This is a genomic window from Micromonospora sp. WMMD730, assembly GCF_049178955.1.
GTDB classification, from domain to species: domain Bacteria; phylum Actinomycetota; class Actinomycetes; order Mycobacteriales; family Micromonosporaceae; genus Micromonospora; species Micromonospora wenchangensis.
This window is the reverse complement of the sequence record NZ_JBMHML010000002.1, coordinates 1,251,878-1,270,735: the sequence shown is the minus strand read 5'-3', so window position 1 is coordinate 1,270,735 and position 18,858 is coordinate 1,251,878. Positions and strand designations below refer to the sequence as shown.

At 72.7% G+C, this 18,858-nt stretch carries 14 protein-coding genes; 3 read left to right on the top strand and 11 right to left on the bottom strand.

Annotated elements, in window-relative coordinates; all coding sequences use genetic code 11:
• Positions 1 to 105: 105 nt before the first annotated feature.
• Complete coding sequence (locus ACN265_RS05855) at positions 106 to 297, bottom strand: DUF397 domain-containing protein (protein ID WP_421406284.1); 192 nt, start codon at positions 295 to 297, stop codon at positions 106 to 108.
• Positions 288 to 1,091 carry a helix-turn-helix domain-containing protein gene (locus ACN265_RS05850; protein WP_421406282.1) on the bottom strand — a complete coding sequence of 268 codons (804 nt, stop codon included), beginning with the start codon at positions 1,089 to 1,091 and terminating at the stop codon, positions 288 to 290. Before ACN265_RS05850 ends, ACN265_RS05855 begins: the two co-directional genes overlap by 10 nt.
• 436 nt (positions 1,092 to 1,527) lie before the next feature.
• Here ACN265_RS05850 and ACN265_RS05845 point away from each other — a divergent pair, with 436 nt between their 5' ends.
• Positions 1,528 to 1,752, top strand: coding sequence for a flavin reductase (locus ACN265_RS05845; RefSeq protein ID WP_421406281.1), 225 nt, complete (start codon positions 1,528 to 1,530; stop codon positions 1,750 to 1,752).
• 211 nt (positions 1,753 to 1,963) lie between these two features.
• Here ACN265_RS05845 and ACN265_RS05840 read toward each other — a convergent pair whose 3' ends face one another.
• The 6 genes from ACN265_RS05840 to ppdK all read right to left on the bottom strand — a co-directional run bounded on the left by ACN265_RS05840 (position 1,964) and on the right by ppdK (position 11,520).
• Positions 1,964 to 2,593 carry a hypothetical protein gene (locus ACN265_RS05840; RefSeq protein ID WP_421406279.1) on the bottom strand — a complete coding sequence of 210 codons (630 nt, stop codon included), beginning with the start codon at positions 2,591 to 2,593 and terminating at the stop codon, positions 1,964 to 1,966.
• Positions 2,593 to 4,467: a DNA primase gene (gene dnaG, locus ACN265_RS05835; protein WP_357932178.1), complete on the bottom strand. Its 1,875-nt coding sequence runs from the start codon at positions 4,465 to 4,467 to the stop codon at positions 2,593 to 2,595. The genes ACN265_RS05840 and dnaG overlap by 1 nt, the downstream gene beginning before the upstream one ends.
• Before the next feature lie 85 nt (positions 4,468 to 4,552).
• Positions 4,553 to 6,196 (bottom strand): BCCT family transporter, encoded by a 1,644-nt coding sequence (locus ACN265_RS05830; RefSeq protein WP_421406278.1) that lies wholly within the window; start codon positions 6,194 to 6,196, stop codon positions 4,553 to 4,555.
• A 73-nt stretch (positions 6,197 to 6,269) separates the two neighbouring features.
• Entirely contained in the window at positions 6,270 to 7,103 is an 834-nt protein-coding gene (locus tag ACN265_RS05825; RefSeq protein ID WP_420119274.1) for a siderophore-interacting protein, read from the bottom strand.
• A gap of 249 nt (positions 7,104 to 7,352) precedes the next feature.
• Positions 7,353 to 8,660, bottom strand: coding sequence for a deoxyguanosinetriphosphate triphosphohydrolase (locus ACN265_RS05820; RefSeq protein WP_421406277.1), 1,308 nt, complete (start codon positions 8,658 to 8,660; stop codon positions 7,353 to 7,355).
• Positions 8,661 to 8,814: 154 nt separating this feature from the next.
• Positions 8,815 to 11,520 carry a pyruvate, phosphate dikinase gene (ppdK, locus tag ACN265_RS05815; RefSeq protein ID WP_421411386.1) on the bottom strand — a complete coding sequence of 902 codons (2,706 nt, stop codon included), beginning with the start codon at positions 11,518 to 11,520 and terminating at the stop codon, positions 8,815 to 8,817.
• Between the two features lie 311 nt (positions 11,521 to 11,831).
• On the opposite strand from ppdK, the gene ACN265_RS05810 reads away from it, so the two are divergent.
• Complete coding sequence (locus ACN265_RS05810) at positions 11,832 to 13,601, top strand: beta-N-acetylhexosaminidase (RefSeq protein ID WP_421406275.1); 1,770 nt, start codon at positions 11,832 to 11,834, stop codon at positions 13,599 to 13,601.
• 710 nt (positions 13,602 to 14,311) lie between these two features.
• On the top strand, positions 14,312 to 14,968 hold the full coding sequence (locus tag ACN265_RS05805; RefSeq protein ID WP_204926320.1) for a C39 family peptidase: 657 nt from the start codon (positions 14,312 to 14,314) through the stop codon (positions 14,966 to 14,968).
• Between the two features lie 91 nt (positions 14,969 to 15,059).
• Here the strand turns inward: ACN265_RS05805 and dusB are convergent, their stop codons facing one another.
• Genes dusB through ACN265_RS05790 form a run of 3 tightly spaced genes read right to left on the bottom strand, consistent with a single transcriptional unit; the run spans position 15,060 to position 18,789 of the window.
• Positions 15,060 to 16,229: a tRNA dihydrouridine synthase DusB gene (gene dusB / locus ACN265_RS05800; RefSeq protein WP_204926319.1), complete on the bottom strand. Its 1,170-nt coding sequence runs from the start codon at positions 16,227 to 16,229 to the stop codon at positions 15,060 to 15,062.
• Positions 16,230 to 16,283: 54 nt separating this feature from the next.
• A complete protein-coding gene (locus ACN265_RS05795; RefSeq protein ID WP_421406273.1) occupies positions 16,284 to 17,072 on the bottom strand; it encodes a hypothetical protein in 789 nt (262 codons plus the stop codon).
• A gap of 22 nt (positions 17,073 to 17,094) precedes the next feature.
• On the bottom strand, positions 17,095 to 18,789 hold the full coding sequence (locus ACN265_RS05790; RefSeq protein WP_421406272.1) for a hypothetical protein: 1,695 nt from the start codon (positions 18,787 to 18,789) through the stop codon (positions 17,095 to 17,097).
• Positions 18,790 to 18,858: the final 69 nt, after the last annotated feature.

The following is an 18,858-nucleotide window of genomic DNA, read 5'->3' as shown; positions in this document are numbered from 1 at the left end:
GCCGCCTAACCCCCGAGCAGCGGCAGAGGTGACGAGGGGCACTCCCCCACCGGCGGGCGTGCCGGCATCGACCCGATCTCCGGGCCGCCGTTTCCCGCAGTCCCGCTAAGCCTTCCTTGCCGTTCCGGCGACGAATGCCCGCCAGGCGTACGACTCGAAGGCCAGCACCGGTCCACCCGGGTCCTTGGAATCCCGCACCATCACCACGCCGGAAAGCTCGTCCGCCACCTCGACACAGGCTCCACCGCCGCCATTGCTACGGGTGCTCTTGCGCCACCGGGCACCGGTCAGATCCATGTTTCCGCCACCTCCGATATCAACTCGATGGACTGCTGCTGCGAAAGTGTCTCACCACGGATCGACTCCCATACCTCAACCACTTCACGCAGGTAGTCGGTGCGGTCGACCACCTGCCCGTGGCGCTGTCCCTCCAGGTAGACGACGTCCTCACCAGTGGGCGAGGTAGCAATGACGAAAGGGCCGTCAAGGCCGGGATAGGCACCGGCGGACAGTGGCACCACCTGGATACGGACTCGCGGCAACGTCGTGCCGAGCTTCACCAAGTGCTGCAACTGCTGACACATGACCTCCGGCTGACCGACATTGCGGCGCAACACGTACTCGTCGATGACAGCAGTGAGCAGCGGCGGCCGGTCCCGGTTGAGTACGACCTGACGCTCGATTCGCGTGGCAACCTGCTGTTCGATCTCATCGTCGCCGAACAGCCCGGCACCGACCAGAATGGCACGGGCGTATTCCTCGGTCTGGAGCAGGCCGGGCACATAGAGCGGTTCGAACCAGCGCAAGGCCCGTGCTTCCGCCTCCACTCCCGTCCAGTCCCGAGCCCAGGGCACCACGGTTTCCCGGCTGATTCGGCGTTGGATGCGCTCGAACCGGCCGTCGGCGCCGAACACGGTGTCGCACCGGCGGGCGAAGTCGAGGCTCGGCCGGCGTTCGCAGGTTTCCACCTTGGCGACGAGTGCGCCCGAATAGCTCAGCGCCTCGGCCAGCGTCGCCTGGGACATCCCGTGCGCGGCCCGCGCGAGCCGTATCTCCTCCGCGAAGTGGTCCAGCATCGACGAGCGCTCCACCAGACAGCCTCCGTACATGTTCGTACCGCCCGGAAGCGGCCGGCCCACGCCCCGGTCGTCGGCAGGGCGGACCTCCCACCGTAGCCGGAACATCAACAGACTGTCACCCAGCGGGACCGCTCCCGGGATCGGACGGTGGGCGGAACCAGGCCGGGAGCGTCCGTCGGTGTCGTCGGCGGGCGCTCCCCTCCACCATCGACGGAGGCTCGACCATGCGACAGGTTCTCGGATCGCGCTGCGGATTTCCGGGGCGCCCCGGCGGCCCCCGTGCGGGTCGACCGGATCGGCCCGAGCCGGGCCACGACGGGCCGGGGCGCGGCCGCCCGACCTGCGGTGATCCCGGCCGGGGCAGCTCGGGAGGCGGCCACTGCACCCGGGTCGGGCCGGGTGGGAACGTGCGGGCGGGTCGGCGCTGATGCCCCGGTACCGTCCCCATGTGGCCGCCCGCCCCTCCTGGCGGTGCCGGGTGTGCGGGGCGGCCTGGCCGTGCTCGCCGGCCCGGCTGGCACTGCTCGGCGAGTACCGCGAGGACCGCACCGCCCTGCTCGTCTACCTGGGCCTCCTGCTGGGCAAAGCCATGGACGACCTCGCCGCCCTGCACCACGGCGTCGCACCACCCGGCCTCACCGACCGCATCGTCACCTGGGCACGGTCCCGGTAACCCGACCACCCTGGCACACCTCGCTGGCCGCCCGGTGACGCACGGTTCGCGGGGATCTTGGAAGATTTCGGCCCCCGGGAGGGCCGGAATCTTCCAAGATCCCGTCGCGCCGGGTCATGATCGACTCACTGGGGCCGATACAGCGGCATCAGGTCGCGGCGATACCGCTCCATCGCCGACGTTGCGGTCGATCCCCCCGCCCGGCGGAGGCTCAGAGGTCGGCGGGGGCGGTGGCGGCGCGGGCGGCGGCGACGAGCTGGTCGGTTTCGGCGCGTACCTCGTCGGCGTCGACCGGGGTACCGGGGTCGTAGCGGACCGTCCAGGTCAGACCGTCCGCCCCGGCCACCCGCCGGGCCGCGATCCGCCCCGAGCCGCCGGGCACCGGGTGCTGCTGGGTGTACGCCACCGAGCGGGTCACCCGGGCCCGCACCTGGTGCGGCAGGTCCCCCGGATCGAGCAGCAGATACGTCTCGGCGGGACCGTCGGCGACCACCAGGTAGCCGTCCCGCTCGGCGGCCGTCGCCGCCGGGGTGACCGTCAGTTCCCGCCCGGACCAGACGGCCTTGAGGATGTCGTGCCAGCCCAACCGCTCCCCGCGGCCCGGCAGCCAGAGCCCGAGGTTCGTGGCCACCAGCACCCCGCCGCCGGCAGCACCGCCACCGGCACCCACCGACGCACCGCCAACGGCCGACGCCCCGTCGACGGCGGACATCCGGTCGGCGGGCGGCGCGTCGTTACTGCTGCCGTTGCCCGTGGCGGCCCAGGCCAGGACGCGTTCACCGGCGACCAGCGGTGGGCGGACGGCGGACGGCACCTTGCGCTTGCGGCCGAACAGTCCCATCAGAGTCCTCCCGCGGCCTGCTCGCGCAGGGCCCGCGCATGCTGTTCCAGCGAGAGCAGTTCCCCGAAGAGGGCGAAGTACTCGTCCTTCTGGTTGACCGGGTTGATCCGCTGGATCTTGGACTTGAGGTCCCTGATCCGGGCGGTCACCGAGCCCCACTGCAACTGGGCGAGGGTGCTGGAGACGTACCTCGGATCGGGTTCGCCGTCGATCCGCAGCGGCTCCACCGCCAGCTCACCGACGAGCGCCTGGGCGGCCAGGTCCTCGCAGGCGTCCCGCACGGCACCGATCCACACCGCGCCGCCGGCCGCCACCGCCACCCCGCCGGCCGCCGCGATCGCCGTACGGACCGCGACGTGCACCGGGTGCCGGTACTCGGCGGCCTCGACCGCGTCGAACATGGGCCCGGCGAGGACCGGCTCCTGGAGGGCGAGTTTCAACGCCTCCCGCTCGACCATCGACTCCGGACTGTCCACGGCGGGCGCGGCCGGACGGGTCCGACCCCGGGGCGGGGCGGTGGCCTCCCGCTCACCGGGGGCGTGCGCGGCGGCCAGCACCGCCCGCTGCACCGGCTCGATCTCCATGCCGAGGTCACCGGCGAGCTTGCGGACGTACTCGGGACGCTTCTCCAGGTCCTTGATCTTGGCAACCAGGGGCGCGGCCCGGCGCATCGCCTCCACCCGGCCGTCCACCGTGTCCAGGTCGTAGCGGTTGATCACGTGCCGGAGGGCGAAGTCGACGAGCGGCTCGCGGCGGGCCACCAGGTCACGGATCGCCAGGTCGCCCTTTGCCAACCGCAGGTCGCACGGGTCCATGTTGTCCGGGCTGACCGCGATGAAGGTACGCCCGACGAAGCGCTGGTCGTCCTCGAAGGCACGCAGCGCGGCCTTCTGCCCGGCGGCGTCCCCGTCGAACGTGAAGATCACCTCACCGGCCACCGCGTCGGTGTCGAGCAGCAGCCGGCGCAGCACGCCGATGTGGTCCGCGCCGAAGGCGGTGCCGCAGGTCGCCACGGCGGTGGGGACACCGGCCAGGTGGCAGGCCATCACGTCGGTGTAACCCTCGACGACGACCACCCGGCCCTGCTTGGCGATCTCCCGTTTGGCCTGGTCGATGCCGTAGAGCACGTGCGACTTCTTGTAGATCGGCGTCTCGGGGGTGTTGAGGTATTTCGGGCCGTCGTCGTCGTCGAAGAGCTTCCGCGCCCCGAACCCGATCACGTCACCGGCAATGTCCCGGATCGGCCACATCAGCCGGCGGCGGAACCGGTCGATCAGGGTGCCCGAGCGCGACGGCCGGGACAACCCGCCGGTGACCAGCTCGTCGTGGCTGAACCCCTGCTGGCGCAGGTGCTTGGTGAGCAGGTCCCAGGCGTCCGGGGCGAAGCCGCAGCCGTACCGCTGCGCGGCGGCCCGGTCGAAACCGCGCCGGGCCAGGAACTCCCGGGCCGGGCGGGCGCCGGCCGTGGTGAGCTGCGCCTGATAGAACTCCACGGCGGCGGCGTGCGCGGCCACCAGCCGCTGCTTCTGCCCCTGCTGCGGACGGGCCCGGGGCGCAGCCTGGTCACCCTCGACGTAGCGGAGCTGGATGCCGGCCCGGTCGGCGAGCCGCTCGACGGACTCGACGAAGGTGAGATGCTCGGCGTCCATCAGGAACTTGATCGCGTCGCCACCGACACCGCACCCGAAGCAGTAGAAGACGTTACGGGCCGGTGAGACGTTGAACGACGGGCTCTTCTCGTCGTGGAACGGGCACAGGCCCTTGAGGTTGCCGCCACCTGCCGACTTCAGGGTCACCGTGTCCGAGATCACCTCGGCGATGGAGGTGCGCTCGCGGACCAACGCGATGTCCTCGTCCCTGATCCGCCCAGCCATGCGGTGCCACCCCCTCGGCCCTCCATCCTGCCCTGCCGGACCGACGATCCGTCGGGCGGGGGATGGCGGGTGGCGAACGCCCGGCTCAGCGGGGAGGACGGTGCAGCCAGCGGGTGACCGGGGGCGGGTTCTCCTCGTCGTACGACCGGGCGGCCCGCACAGCGGCGGACAGGCCGGACCGGCGTCCCCGGTCCGGGTGCGGGTTGACCGCCGGGTCCCGGGCCATGTCACGCAGCAGCGCCACGGCGAGCCCGAGCATCACCACCACGAACGGCAGCGCCACCATGATGGTCGCCTGTTGCAGGGCGGCCAGGCCCCCGGCGAGCAGCAGCGCGGCGGCGACCGCCCCGATCAGCACCCCCCAGAGCACCACGAGTACGCGGTGCGGGCGCAGTGCGCCGCCCGAGGTGAGCGCCCCCAGCACCAGCGACGCCGAGTCGGCGCTGGTCACGAAGTAGAGCGCGATGAGCACCATGGCCAGCACGCTGGTGACGGTCCCCAGCGGGAGCGCGTCCAGCAGCCCGAACAGCGCCTGCTCACTGCCCGCCCCGACGTCCGCCACCAGATCGCGGGTGCCGCTGGCCTGGGTACGCAGGGCGCTGCCGCCCATGATCGCGAACCAGATCGCGCTGGCCCCGCTGGGCACCAGCAGTACCCCGACCAGGAACTGACGCACGGTCCGCCCACGCGAGATCCGCGCGATGAAGGTGCCGACGAACGGTGCCCAGGAGATCCACCAGGCCCAGTAGAAGATCGTCCAGGACCCGAGCCACGCCGGGTCGGAGAACGCGCCGGTACGGGTGGACATGAACACCAGGCGGCTGAGGTAGTCACCGACCGAGGCGGGCAGCACCTCCAGCGTGTAGATCGTCGGCCCCACCACGAACACGAAGATCATCAGCGCCACGGCCAGCAGGACGTTGGTGGTGGACAGCCACTTGACCCCCCGGTGCAGGCCGGAGAAGGCCGAGACGACGAAGGCCAGGGTGAGCGCGCCGATCACGGTCAGTTCCACCGACCGGGTGTCCGGTACGCCGGCCACCAGGTCCAGACCGGCGGCCACCTGGAGCGCGCCGAGACCGAGGCTGGTGGCCGAACCGAAGACCGTGGCGAAGACGGCGAGCAGGTCGATGGCCCGACCGGCCACCCCGTCGGCCCGCGCGCCGAGCAACGGGCGGAACGCGGCCGAGATCCGGTTGTCCCGCCCCCGACGGAAGGTCGAGTACGCCAGCGCCAACGCGGTGACGGCGTAGATCGCCCACGGGTGCAGCGTCCAGTGGAAGAGCGTGTACTGCATGGCCGCCGCCCCTGCGGCCGGGGTCTGTGCCGCGACGCCGGTGGCCGGTGGCGGGGCGGCGTAGTGCTGGATCGGCTCGGCCACCGCGAAGAAGACCAGACCGATGCCCATCCCCGCGCTGAACATCATGGCGACCCAGGCCAGCGTGTTGAACTCCGGCTGGTCGTCGTCGGCGCCCAGCCGGATCCGGCCGTAGCGGGAGGCCGCGACGACCACCGCGAGCACCAGGAAGGCGTCCGCCGCGACGACGAAGAACCAGCCGAAGGTGCCGATCACCCAGGCCAGCCCGGACTCGCCGAAGTCGGCCAGCGAACCGCGCGCGGACACCCCCCAGAGCACCACCGCCAGCACCCCGCCGACGCCCAGGGTGAGCACCACCGGGTCGGGCCTGCCACCCACCCGCGCATCTACGTCCCGCGCCTGCTCAGCCATGGTCACATCGTCCCGCCCGGTGACCCCGGCAGCGGACGATTGCGCCCATTGCCACGGCCGTGGACGGTGGTGATCAGGTCAGGACTTCGGCCTCCTCGGCCTCCACCTGGCGGTTCCAGTCGGGCTTGGTGGAGCGCCAGCCCTCGTCGTCCATGCCCAGCCGCCAGTATCCGGAGATCGACAGCGCCTCCCGGGGCACCGACCGCTCGACCCGCAGCAGCCGGCGCAGCTCCTTGACGAAGGTGGCCTCGCCGTGCACGAAGGCGTGCACCCGGCCGGGCGGGAACTCCAGCTCCCGCACCGCCGCGACCAGGGCCTCGCCGACCGGTCGGCCGGCCCGGTGCAGCCAGGTCAACGCCACCGCGCCGGGGCTGGGCAACGACTGCTCGTCGGCCGGGTCGGCGATCTCGACCAGGACGACCGCCGGGGCGCCCTGGGGCAGCCGCTCCAACGCGGCGCCGATCGCCGGCAGGGCGCTCTCGTCACCCACCAGCAGGTGCCAGTCCGCCGTCGGGTCCGGCGCGTACGCCCCACCGGGGCCGACGAACAGCACCTCGTCGCCGGGACGCAGCCGCGCCGCCCAGGGCCCGGCCAACCCCTCGTCCCCGTGGTGCACCACGTCGATGGTCATCTCACCGGCCGCCGCATCCCAGGCCCGCACGGTGTACGCGCGCAGTCGGGGCCACTGCTCCCGGGGCAGCTCCCGCTTGACCGCCGTCAGGTCCAACGGCCTCGGCAGCTCCACCCCCTCGGGCGGAAAGACCAGCTTGACGTAGTGGTCGGTGAACTCCCCCACCGGCAGCCCGGTCAACTCCTCCCCACCGAGAACGAGTCGGACCAGGTGCGGGGTGGGCCGTTCGGTCCGCACCACCCGCGCCGCAGTAACCATCTTGGAGCGCTCCGCCATAGAACTAAGGCTACCCTAACTCCCCCACCCCTCCACCCCGCCCCGCCCCCGCCCCGGTGATCAAGAGGTTTGCGTCACCCTCCCCGGTGATCAAGAGGTTTGCGTCAATTCAGTGATCAACTTTGACGCAAACCTCTTGATCAACTGACGCAAACCTCTTGATCACCGGATCGAGGGGCGGGGGCGGAGGCGGAGGGCGGGAGCGGGGGTGGGGGCGGAGGGCGGGGGTGGGGGTGGGGGGAGCGGGTTTCAGGTGAGGTGGGTGTGCCAGGTCAGGGCGGCGGGGTCGGTGAGGGAGGCGACCTGGTCGATGATGACGCGCAGCCGGGCGGAGTCGTCTCCGGCCTGCCGCCACAGCGGGGCGAAGACCGGGTCGAGGGCGTCCGGGGCGCGGTCGGCGAGCACGGTGACCAGTTCGGTGAGCACCTCCCGCTGACGGTCGTAACGGGTGCGGGCGTCCGGGCGGCACATCACGTACCGCCAGGCGATGCCCTTGAGCAGGGCACACTGCGCCCTGATCCGGCGCGGCACGACCAGGTCGGCGGCGTAGCGGCGGTGCGGGCCGGGGCCGAAGCGGTCCCTGGTCGCCCCGACCACGGTCGCCACGAACCGGCCGGTGAGCACGCTGGTGGTGGCCTTGAGGGCGACCTGCGCCCGGTGGCTGCCGTCGTACCCGGCCAGCGGGGTGAGCACCGGGTCGGCGAGCAACTCGACGAGCACCCCGCCGAGGTCGTCCGGGGACTCCCCGGAGTAGACGGCGGCCACGTCGACGCAGAGCGCGGCGCGTTCGTCCGGGTCGCTCAGGAGGGGGCGCAACGAGACGTACCCGCCGTGGATGCCGTCCTCGACGTCGTGCACCGAGTACGCCACGTCGTCGGCCCAGTCCATCACCTGCGCCTCCAGGCAGCGGCGGGCACCACCGGACGGGTCGGCGGCGGGCCGGTCGGCCGCAGGTTGGGCGAGGGCGGCCGGGCTGCCGGCGCGCAACCAGTCGAAGACCGGGCGGTCGTCGCCGTACACGCCGAACTTGCGCAGCCCGGGGCGGCGGGGCCACGGGTACTTGCTGACCGCGTCGAGCGCGGCCCGGGTGAGGTTGAGCCCGGCCGGGCTGCCGTCCGGGGCGAGCACCTTCGCCTCCAGCCGGGTGAGCACCCGCAGCGTCTGCGCGTTGCCCTCGAAGCCGCCGCAGGACGCGGCGAGCCCGTCGAGGGTGTCCTCGCCGTTGTGCCCGAACGGCGGGTGCCCGAGGTCGTGGGCCAGCCCGGCGGTGTCCACCAGGTCGGGGTCGCAGCCGAGCCGGGCCCCCATCTCCCGGGCGATCTGGGCCACCTCCAGCGAGTGGGTGAGCCGGGTACGCAGGAAGTCGTCGGTGCCGGCGACGTGCACCTGGGTCTTCGCGGCGAGCCGGCGGAACGCCGCCGAGTGCAGCACCCGGGCCCGGTCCCGCTCGTACGGGGACCGGCCGTGGCCGGTGTCCTTGGGCGTCTCCTCGACCCACCGTTGCGCGTCGGCCGGGTCGCCGTCGACGCCGGGTGGTCGGGCGGGCGGTGCCACCATCCGGCCTCCCCTTCACGCTCGTCCCCCAGGGTCGGGGAGCCCAGGTTACGCCGCACCGCGCGGGTGGGCGCGCGCACCGGGAATCCCACGACCCGGCCGGGCACCGACGCCGCGCGACGCCCACCGGCGGCGGGCCGGTGGGCGTCGCGGGCGGTCAGCGGCTGTCGGAGCCGGTGGTCTCGATGGCGGCCCGGCCGGCCTCCAGCCGGGCGACCGGCACCCGGAACGGCGAGCAGGAGACGTAGTCCAGCCCCACCTCGTGGAAGAAGTGCACCGAGTCGGGGTCGCCGCCGTGTTCGCCGCAGACGCCGAGTTTCAGCCCGGGGCGGGCGGCCCGGCCCTCCTCGGCGGCGATCCGGATCAGCCGGCCGACCCCGTCACGGTCGATCGACTCGAACGGGGAGATGCCGAAGATGCCCAGTTCCAGGTAGCGCCAGAAGAACGCGCCCTCGACGTCGTCGCGGGAGAAGCCCCAGCCCATCTGGGTGAGGTCGTTAGTGCCGAAGGAGAAGAACTGCGCCGCCTCGGCGATCTGCCCGGCGGTCAGCGCCGCCCGGGGTACCTCGATCATCGTGCCGATCAGCACCTCGACCCCGCTGTCCCCGACCACCTCAGCGATGATCTTCTCGGCTTCGGCGCGTACCGTCTCCAGTTCCTGGACCGCGCCGACCAGCGGGACCATGATCTCCGGGCAGGCCGCGCCGCCGTCGCGGGTGACCGCGACGGCGGCCTCGGCGATGGCGCGGACCTGCATCGCGAACAGGCCGGGGATGACCAGGCCGAGGCGGACGCCGCGCAGGCCGAGCATCGGGTTCTCCTCGTGCATCCGCCGGACGGCGGCGAGCAGCGCCTCCTCCTTGGCGACGTCCTCGCCGCGTTCCTGGGCGACGGCGACGTTGACCGCGAGCTGCTCCAGCGGGGGCAGGAACTCGTGCAGCGGCGGGTCGATCAACCGGACGGTGACCGGCAGCCCGGCCATCTCGCGGAAGATCTCCACGAAGTCCTGGCGTTGCAGGGGCAGCAGAGCGGCGAGCGCGTCGGTGCGCTCGGCGTCGCTGGCGGCGAGGATCAGGCGTTCGACGAGTTCCCGCCGGTCGCCGAGGAACATGTGCTCGGTGCGGCACAGGCCGATGCCCTCGGCGCCGAAACGCCGGGCCCGCGCCGCGTCCGCCCCGGTGTCGGCGTTCGTCCGCACGGCCAGCCGCCGCCGCGCGTCGGCGTGCGTCATGATCCGGTGTACGGCCCGGACGAGCGCGTCGTCGGTCCGCTCCGGGTCGAGGCTGCCCTCGAAGTACTGCACCACCTCCGACAGCGTGACCGGCACCTCGCCCAGGTAGACCTTGCCGGTGGTGCCGTCGATGGAGACGACGTCGCCCTCGGAGACGGTGCGCCCGCCGACGGTGAACCGCTTGGCCGGCACGTTGACCTCGATCTCGTCGGCCCCGGAGACGCAGGTCTTGCCCATTCCCCGGGCCACCACGGCGGCGTGGCTGGTCTTGCCGCCACGCGAGGTGAGGATGCCCTGGGCGGCGATCATGCCGTTGAGGTCGTCGGGGTTGGTCTCCCGGCGGACCAGGATCACCGACTTCCCCTCGGCGGCCAGCTCGACCGCGCGGGCGGAGGTGAAGACCACCGCCCCGGAGGCGGCTCCCGGGGAGGCCCCGATGCCCCGGGCGACCGCCTCGAACTCGTGGTCGAGCTGGAAGCGGGGGAACATGAGCTGGGCGAGCTGCGCGCCGTTGACCCGGTGCAGCGCCTCGTCCAGATCGATCAGGCCCTCGTCGACGAGCTGACCGGCGATGACGAACGCGGCGGCGGCGGTGCGCTTGCCCACCCGGGTCTGGAGCATCCAGAGCTTGCCGCGCTCGATGGTGAACTCGATGTCGCAGAGGTCCTGGTAGTGCCCTTCCAGCCGGGCCATGATGTCGAGCAGCTGGTCGTAGGAGGTCTTGTCGAGCCGTTCCAGTTCCTGCAACGGCACGGTGTTGCGGATGCCCGCGACGACGTCCTCGCCCTGGGCGTTGGCCAGGTAGTCACCGTAGATGCCCTGTGCGCCGCTGCCCGGGTCGCGGGTGAAGGCGACGCCGGTGCCCGAGTCGGGGCCGAGGTTGCCGAAGACCATCGCCACCACGTTGACGGCGGTGCCCAGGTCGGCGGGGATGCGTTCCTGGCGGCGGTAGAGGATCGCCCGCTCGGCGTTCCACGACTCGAAGACCGCCCGGATGGCCAGGTCGAGCTGTTCGCGCGGCTCCTGCGGGAACTCCCGCCCGGTGTGCTTGGCGAAGATCTTCTTGTACGTCTCCACCAGCCCACGCAGGTCGTCGGCGTCAAGGTCGAGGTCGTCGTGGGTGCCCTTGGCCCGCTTGGCCTCGTCGAGGGCGTGTTCGAACTCCTCGCCCGGCACCTCGCAGACGGTCTTGCCGAACATCTGGATCAGCCGGCGGTAGGAGTCCCAGGCGAACCGGTCGTTCTGCCCCGCCTGCTCGCTCAGCCCTACGACGCTGCGGTCGTTGAGCCCGACGTTGAGGACGGTCTCCATCATGCCGGGCATCGAGAACCGGGCGCCGGAGCGAACCGAGACCAGCAGCGGGTCCTGCGGATCGCCGAGGCGTCGGCCCATCGCGCGTTCCAACGCCTCCAGGTGGGCCTCGATCTGCCCGGCCAGCCCGTCCGGCTCCCGCCCGGTCGCCAGGTACGCCTGGCACGCGCCGGTGGTGATGGTGAAGCCCGGTGGCACCGGCAGGCCGAGATTGGTCATCTCGGCGAGATTGGCACCCTTTCCACCGAGCAGGTCCTTGAGATCCTTGTTGCCCTCGGCGAAGTCGTAGACGTACTTGTCCGTCTCGTGCGTTGTCACCAGAAGCCTCCCACGCGCGCCGGAATTGACACTTAACGAAGGTTCAGTTCTGACTTACCCCGGGGCCGACCACCGGGAATCCGGCCTGGTCAGCGTTCGGTGGGCGAAGGTTAAGCGAACATCGGGCGGCCTGGGACCGTTCGGTGACAATAGGCACAGCCATCACGACTATCCGCGTTCACGCCGGTTTCTGGGAACGCTTCCACGCGCACGATCACGCAATTCCGGTTCCTCCTCGTACTCTTGACGTCACCCGTCGCGCCAAACCTGACCTTTGCCATATCCCTCGCGAATACACCCTCCGGAGCCGCCCCGTGTCGCGCACCCCACGTACCGGCGTCGCACCCGTCCCCGAGCAGCCGTCGCGCCCCGACGCCGCCCCGCCCACGGTCACCCCGGCCACGGGCACGCCGACCGCGGGCACGCTGGCACGCAGCGCCGCGCAGGCCGCCGGGCGGCTGCTCACCCGGCCTACCGTCGGCCTGGGTGACGTGGTGCCGGCGCCCGCGTCGGTCCGGCCGCGGCCGACCGCCGACTTCGTCCTCCCCGCCGACGCGGCGGTACGGGTCAGCGCCGACGCGGGCGCCCGGGAGGTCGCCGGACACCTCGCCGAACTGCTCCGCCCCGCCACCGGCTACCCGCTCCCGGTCGCCGACCTGCCGCCCGCCCCGGGCCCGCTCCAGCTCACCCTCGCCGCCGCCACGCCGCACGGCCCGGCAGCGACGGTGTCCGCTGACGCGGAGGGCTACCGGCTCGACGTCGACGCCGACGCGGTACGGATCACCGCCGGCACCGCCACCGGCCTGTTCCACGGCGTGCAGACGCTGCGGCAACTGCTGCCGGCGGCCGTGGAGAGCCGGACCCCGGTGGCGCAGCACTGGGTGGTGCCGGGCGGCACGATCGTCGACCGGCCCCGCTTCGCCTACCGGGGGGCGATGCTCGACGTGGCACGGCACTTCTTCGGCGTCGAGGACGTCTGCCGGGTGATCGACCACCTGGCCCGGTACAAGCTCAACCACCTGCATCTGCACCTCACCGACGACCAGGGCTGGCGGATCGCCGTCGACTCCTGGCCCCGGCTGGCGACGGTCGGCGGGCGCACCGCGGTGGGCGGCGACCCCGGTGGCTGGTACACCGCCGCCGACTACCGGCGCATCGTCGCCTACGCCGCGCGGCGGCACGTCAGCGTCGTCCCCGAGGTGGACCTGCCCGGCCACACCAACGCGGCCCTGGTCGCGTACCCCGAACTGGCCCCGGGCAAGATCGCGCCGCCGCCGTACACCGGCACCGAGGTCGGCTTCAGCTACGTCGACCCCACCGACGAGCGCACGTACGACTTCGTCGCCGACGTGCTCGGCGAGGTGGCCGCGCTGACCCCCGGGCCGTGGCTGCACATCGGCGGGGACGAGGCGTACAAGGTCAAGGGGGCGGCGTACACCGGTTTCGTGGAGCGGGCGCAGCGGATCGTCGCCGGGCTCGGCCGGACCGTGGTCGGTTGGCACCAGATCGCCCCCGCCGGGCAGGTCGACGGCCGGGTGCTGCAGTGGTGGGGCACCGACGGGGACGACCCCACGGTGGCCGAGGCGGTACGCCGGGGCGCCCGGGTGATCCTCTCCCCCGGCAACCACGCGTACCTGGACATGAAGTACGCCCCGGACACCCCCATCGGGCACGACTGGGCCGGCCTGATCGACGTGCACCGGGCGTACCACTGGGATCCCGCGACCCACCTGACCGGCGTCCCCGCCGAGGCGGTGCTGGGCGTGGAGGCCCCGCTCTGGACCGAGTCGGTGACCTCGCTGGCCGAGATCGAGTTCATGGTCTTCCCGCGCCTGCCCGCCCTCGCCGAGGTGGCCTGGTCCGCGCCGTCCACCCGGAGCTGGACCGGATTCCGGGAGCGGCTGGCCGGCCACGGCCCGCGCTGGCACGCCGCCGGCATCGCCTTCCACCCGTCCCCGGAGATCCCCTGGCCCGCCGCACCGGCCGGGCGGCACCTCCCCGACGCTGCGGAAACGCACCGGAATCCCGCCCCCGGGCAGCCCTCATCCGCCCGAGACACCGCCACCACACCCGACGTGCGGTGACCACCGTCGCCCCGGACCCGCTCGGCCTCCCCGCACAGCGGGCGCCCCGACCCGGCGGACCTCCCGACCCGGCGGACCTCCCGGCCCGGCGGACTCCCCGGACCTCCGCCCACCACCTCTCCGATCACAGCCAGTCACATCCGCCACGGGAAGCCACGCGTATCACACACAGTGACCACCTCCGGCGATGATCAGCGCGCCCCGGCACCCCCTCCACCATCAAACCGCCCTGAGCTGCGAATTCTCATCTCCCGCCAGCAACCACCACATACCTCTCTCGCACGCTTTGCTCTGCTGCTCCATACGCGCCAGGTACAAAGGGTGACTGTCGCGGGGAGGGCAGCAGAGCAAAGGGTGCGGAGGGGCGCTGGGGTCGGTGGGCGGATTATGACTTTCAGTGACCGGATGGTGGGTTTGCCGACGGGTGTCGTCGGTGGTGACGAGGCGCTGACGGATCGGCCCGGCGGCGGGTGACGGGGGCCACCCGCCGGGCGGAATCGTCGGCCCGCCGGGGTCGTTACACCTGGTATCCGCGATCGCCCCGGCCAGTCCCCGGCCCGGCCCCGCCCAGCAGGGCGGCCTTGCCGGAACGCACGTCACCCGGCCGGGGTCACGACTTCCTCTTCACCTGCCGATGCCGCACCACCGCGTCACCGCACCCCCTGCGGGACGCGCCGTGGCACCCCCGAGATGCAGAGGAGCACCCCATCATGCGTACCGACATCCTGCGTAAGACCGTGCTGACCGCCGCCGGCCTGGCCGTCACCGCCGGTGGCATCGCCGGCCCCGCGCTGGCCGCACAGGCCGCCGAGACCACCCGGCCCGCCGCCGTCGTGCAGACCGACCGCAAGCCCGCCGGCGAGCGTGAACTGAAGGTCGACTACGCCGCCCAGCCCAACTTCTACTACTGCGGCCCGGCCGCCGCCCGCAACGCGCTGAGCGTGCAGGGCAAGAACATCGACGTGGACGCGATGGCCAGGGAGATGGGCACCACCGAGGACGGCACCGACAGCATCAACGACATCACCCCGATCCTGAACAAGGAGATCGGCCGCAAGGACGCGTACCGCAGCACCGAGATCCCGGCCGGCAAGGTCGACGGCAAGCGGATCGACAAGCTGCGCGCGGACATCGTCCGTGCGGTGGACGACGGCCGCGCCGTGGTCGCCAACATCGCCGGCACCGCCACCGACACCGACGGCAACACCCACTCCTTCGAGGGCGGGCACTACATCAGCGTCGTCGGCTACCGCGACGGCGGGCGGGTCGTGACGATCGCGGACTCCGCCAACCCGGACACCGCCTCCTACCGGATCGACGTCGGCGAGCTGGCCCACTGGATCGCCAGCCGCGGCTACGCCTCCTGACCCGTACCGAACCGCAAGGGCCGACCCCCCGAGGGGGTCGGCCCTTCGTCGTCACCCCCGGTCCGCGCTCCGACGGCGGGGCGGGCCGGCCTCAGCCGCCCGAGTCGTCCAGCTCGGCGCCCTCGGGGACGGTGTCGTCGTCCCGGCTGTCCAGCCAGCCCTCGGGCAGGAAGACCTTGCCGGGAGAGTTCGTCCGGCCGCGCGGCTGACCGAGGGCGGCCACCGGGAACGGTTCGGCCACGTCGAGCTTGCCGAGCAGGTCGTCGAGCTGGGCCAGGCTCTCGATCATGGCGAGTTCCCGGCGCAGCTCGCTGCCGACCGGGAAGCCCTTCAGATACCAGGCGACGTGCTTACGGAAGTCGGTGCAGCCGTCCCGCTCGCCCCGGGCCGGGGTACGCGAGCCGGCGGTGAACTGGTCGACAAGCAGTTCGGCGTGCCGCCGCATGGTCACCGCCACCTCGCCGAGGGTCGGCAGCCGACGCTCCGGCCGGCCCTCGAACGCGGCCTGCAGGTCGGCGAAGAGCCACGGCCGCCCCAGGCAACCCCGGCCGACCACCACCCCGTCCACCCCGGTGTGGGCCACCATCCGCAGCGCGTCGTCGGCCTCCCAGATGTCGCCGTTGCCGAGCACCGGCACGTCGAGCGCCTGCTTGAGGGTGGCGATGGCGTCCCAGTCGGCGGTGCCGGAGTACCGCTGCGCGGCCGTCCGCCCGTGCAGGGCCACCGCCGCCACCCCGGCGTCCTGGGCGGCCAGCCCCGCCTCGACGTACGTCAGGTGGTCGTCGTCGATGCCCTTGCGCATCTTGACGGTGACCGGCACCCCGGCGGGTGACGCGGCGTCCACCGCCGCCCGCACCAGCCGGGCGAACAGCCGCCGCCGCCACGGCAGGGCCGACCCGCCGCCCCGGCGGGTCACCTTGGGCACCGGGCAGCCGAAGTTCAGGTCGATGTGGTCGGCCAGGTCCCGTTCCACCACGATCCGCACCGCCTGGGCGGTGATCTCGGGGTCGGTGCCGTAGAGCTGGAGGCTGCGCGGCCGCTCGTCGGCGCCGAAGGCGATCATGCGCAGGGTCTTCGGGTTCCGCTGCACCAGCGCGACCGTGGTGATCATCTCGCAGACGTAGATGCCACCGCCCTGCTCCCGGCAGAGTTGCCGGAAACCGACGTTGGTGATGCCGGCCATCGGGGCGAGCACCACCGGCGGCCACACCTGGTGGGGGCCGATGGTGAGCGGGCGCAGGACCGCAGCGGGAGAGGTCACGTACCCCAGAATCCCATGCCGGCGGCGGCCCGCCCACCGCGGTGGGCGGCTGCCCTAACCCGGCAGGCTCAGGATCAGGGCCGAGACGTCCACCACCACCGTGGCGGCGGCGCGGACGTGCAGGGCGAACGCGGCCGCGCCACGCTCGTGGGCGCCCAACGGCACCTCCACCAGGTTGGAGAGGATCTGGTTCGGCCCCCACCAGTTCATTGAGGAGGTGTCCGGCCTGGCGGCCCCGGCCGCAAAGGCGGTGAGCACTCCGCCGGAGACCGTGTTCGCCACCGTGATGTTGAGGTAGGCACCGACCGGCGCGTAGTAGGACCCCGCCGGGACCCGACTTACGGTCAGGTACAGCGTCCGGCCCGCCTGCAACCGGCCCGACACCACCCCGTCGGCACCGGCGAGGACGTTGGCGGAATAGCTGGCCAGCGCCCGGGTGTCCAGCAGCCGCACCGGCGGGACGGCGACGATGCGGTTGGACCAGCGCGACGTGTTGACGTACGCCCGACGACCGTCCCGACCGCCGACCACCAGCTCGGCGGTGGGGGTGACGGCGAGCGAGCCGGTCGGCAGCTCCGCCGGGATGGCGTCGTCCGGCGTCGGGAACAGCCGCAGCATCGGGTCGGTGCCGGCCAGCGCCAGCGTCGGGTTCGCCGACGAGCCACCGACCAGCACCGTCCCGGCCTCGCCCGCGTCGTTGAGCTGCCCGCCGATCACCGGCGCACCGGGCGCGGCGTCGGCCGGCGTGCCGGCCAGCGCGGTCGCGCCGACACCGACGCCGAGGGCCACCCCGGCCCGGATGACCGTACGGCGGGTGGTGGACGGGGTCTCGTCGGCGCTCATGTCCCTCTTCCCGGTTCCGTGGTCACGCATCGGCCCGCACCGCCCGGTCGCCGCGCTCGGCGGCCTGCCTGATCGCCCGGGCCCGGGCCCGACGGCCGGCGGAGCCGGCGGCGGTACGGGTCGACGTCGGGGCATTGACGACCGCGGAATCCGGATGGCGCACCAGCAGGCCGGTCGCGTCGAGGATCACCGCCGCCGCGCTCTTTTGCAGGTAGATGGCGACCACGTCCGGGTAGTAGTCGCCGCCGACCGTCTCGTAACCGCCGAGCTGCGTGATCACCCCGTTGGAGAGCAGTTGGCCGGCGGTCCACCAGTTGATGGTGGAGGCGGTGGGCAGGCTGCCGGTGCCCCACACCGTGGCGAAGCCGCCCTGGGTGGTGTCGGCCACGGTGATGTTGCCCAACATCCCGTCGCCGTACTCGACGATGTCGCGCAGGTGCACGATCAGCAGTGTCTCGGCCAGCACCCGCCCCCGGCCGTCGATCCGGCCGCCGCCCTCCAGCAGCCGGGCCCAGCCGGCGGCGCTGCGGGTGTCGAGGAGCCGGGTCGGCGGGACCGGCACCAGCATGGTCGCGTTCGACGTGCTGAACGCCGCGTCCGAGATTCGTCCCACGGAAGTGCCGTTGCCGACCTCCAGCCCGTACACGCCGACTCCGAGGGTGCCCACGGCGAGATCGCTTGCCACGTGCAGGTCGCTGTGGGTCAGCTCCAGCGTCGCCCCGTTCGGGTTCCGCAGCGCCAGGGTGGCGGCACCGTCCGGGGCGGCGCTGGTCACGGTGGTGACGCCGGGGCTGTTCCGCTGGCCGAGGATGACCGGCTCACCGGGGGCGGCCGCCGCCGGGGCGGGCTCCACCGGGGGCGCGGCCTCGGCGGCGCTCGCCGGGGCGGCACCGCCGCCGACCGCGACGATCTGGCTCGGGTGGCCGACCAGCAGGCTGGTCAGGTCGACGATCACGTGGGTCGGCGCGGAGACCTGCACCGTCAGCACGCTGCGGTACCCGCCGAGGGTGCCCAGCTCGGCGAAGAGGAAGTTCGACAGGATCTGACCGGCGGCCGACCAGTTCACCGTCGACACGGTCGGCCTGGTACCACTGCCCCAGGCCGTCAGGAAGCCCGGACCGGTCATGCCGACCACTGTCACGTTGCCCTTGAGGGCGTAGCCGTCGCGGACCAGGTGGTCCAGGCTCAGCACGATGGGGTTACCGGGGGTGAGCCGTCCCGTCGGGTCGAGCGTCGAGGCGCCCGCGACGATGGTGCGGCGCAGGTCCGGGTCCCGGCTGTCCAGCACCCGGGTCGGCCGCACCGGGACCGAGGTGGTCGCCCACTCGCTCGTCCACAGCCAACTGTTGACCTCGTCGCCGGGCCGGCCGGCCTGGACGAACACGTCGCCGAGCGGGTCCACCGCGACGGTGCCGGTCGGCGAGTCCAGCACCTGCGGGTAGACCTGCTCGCCGGGTACCAGTCGCAACGGCGCACCCGCGGTGTTCCTCAGGGTGAGTCCGGCGTAGCCGAGGCTGAGCGTGGTGGTCGCCGGACCGGCATCGTTGGTCGTACCCATGGTGAGGTGGTCGCCCGGGGCGGCGCGGGCGGTGCCGGGCAGGCCGACGGTGGCGGCGACACCCGCGCCGGCCGTGGTGACGGCGACCGCGGCGGCCCGGCGCAGGAGGCGGCGGCGCTCCGGAACATGATCATGGTCAGGTTGCGGCTCGTGCGTCATTCCCACCCCCGTGTCGACATTCAGCACGGGGAATGCTGGCACGACCCACCCACCGGCTCAAGGACCGGA

Bases quoted from the DNA above. Each gene is read 5' to 3' on its own strand.
- ACN265_RS05855 (WP_421406284.1), bottom strand. From the start codon at position 297: ATGGATCTGACCGGTGCCCGGTGGCGCAAGAGCACCCGTAGCAATGGC.
- ACN265_RS05840 (WP_421406279.1), bottom strand. From the start codon at position 2,593: ATGGGACTGTTCGGCCGCAAGCGCAAGGTGCCGTCCGCCGTCCGCCCA.
- dnaG (WP_357932178.1), bottom strand. From the start codon at position 4,467: ATGGCTGGGCGGATCAGGGACGAGGACATCGCGTTGGTCCGCGAGCGC.
- ACN265_RS05830 (WP_421406278.1), bottom strand. From the start codon at position 6,196: ATGGCTGAGCAGGCGCGGGACGTAGATGCGCGGGTGGGTGGCAGGCCC.
- ACN265_RS05825 (WP_420119274.1), bottom strand. From the start codon at position 7,103: ATGGCGGAGCGCTCCAAGATGGTTACTGCGGCGCGGGTGGTGCGGACC.
- ACN265_RS05820 (WP_421406277.1), bottom strand. From the start codon at position 8,660: ATGGTGGCACCGCCCGCCCGACCACCCGGCGTCGACGGCGACCCGGCC.
- ACN265_RS05805 (WP_204926320.1), top strand. From the start codon at position 14,312: ATGCGTACCGACATCCTGCGTAAGACCGTGCTGACCGCCGCCGGCCTG.
- ACN265_RS05795 (WP_421406273.1), bottom strand. From the start codon at position 17,072: ATGAGCGCCGACGAGACCCCGTCCACCACCCGCCGTACGGTCATCCGG.
- ACN265_RS05790 (WP_421406272.1), bottom strand. From the start codon at position 18,789: ATGACGCACGAGCCGCAACCTGACCATGATCATGTTCCGGAGCGCCGC.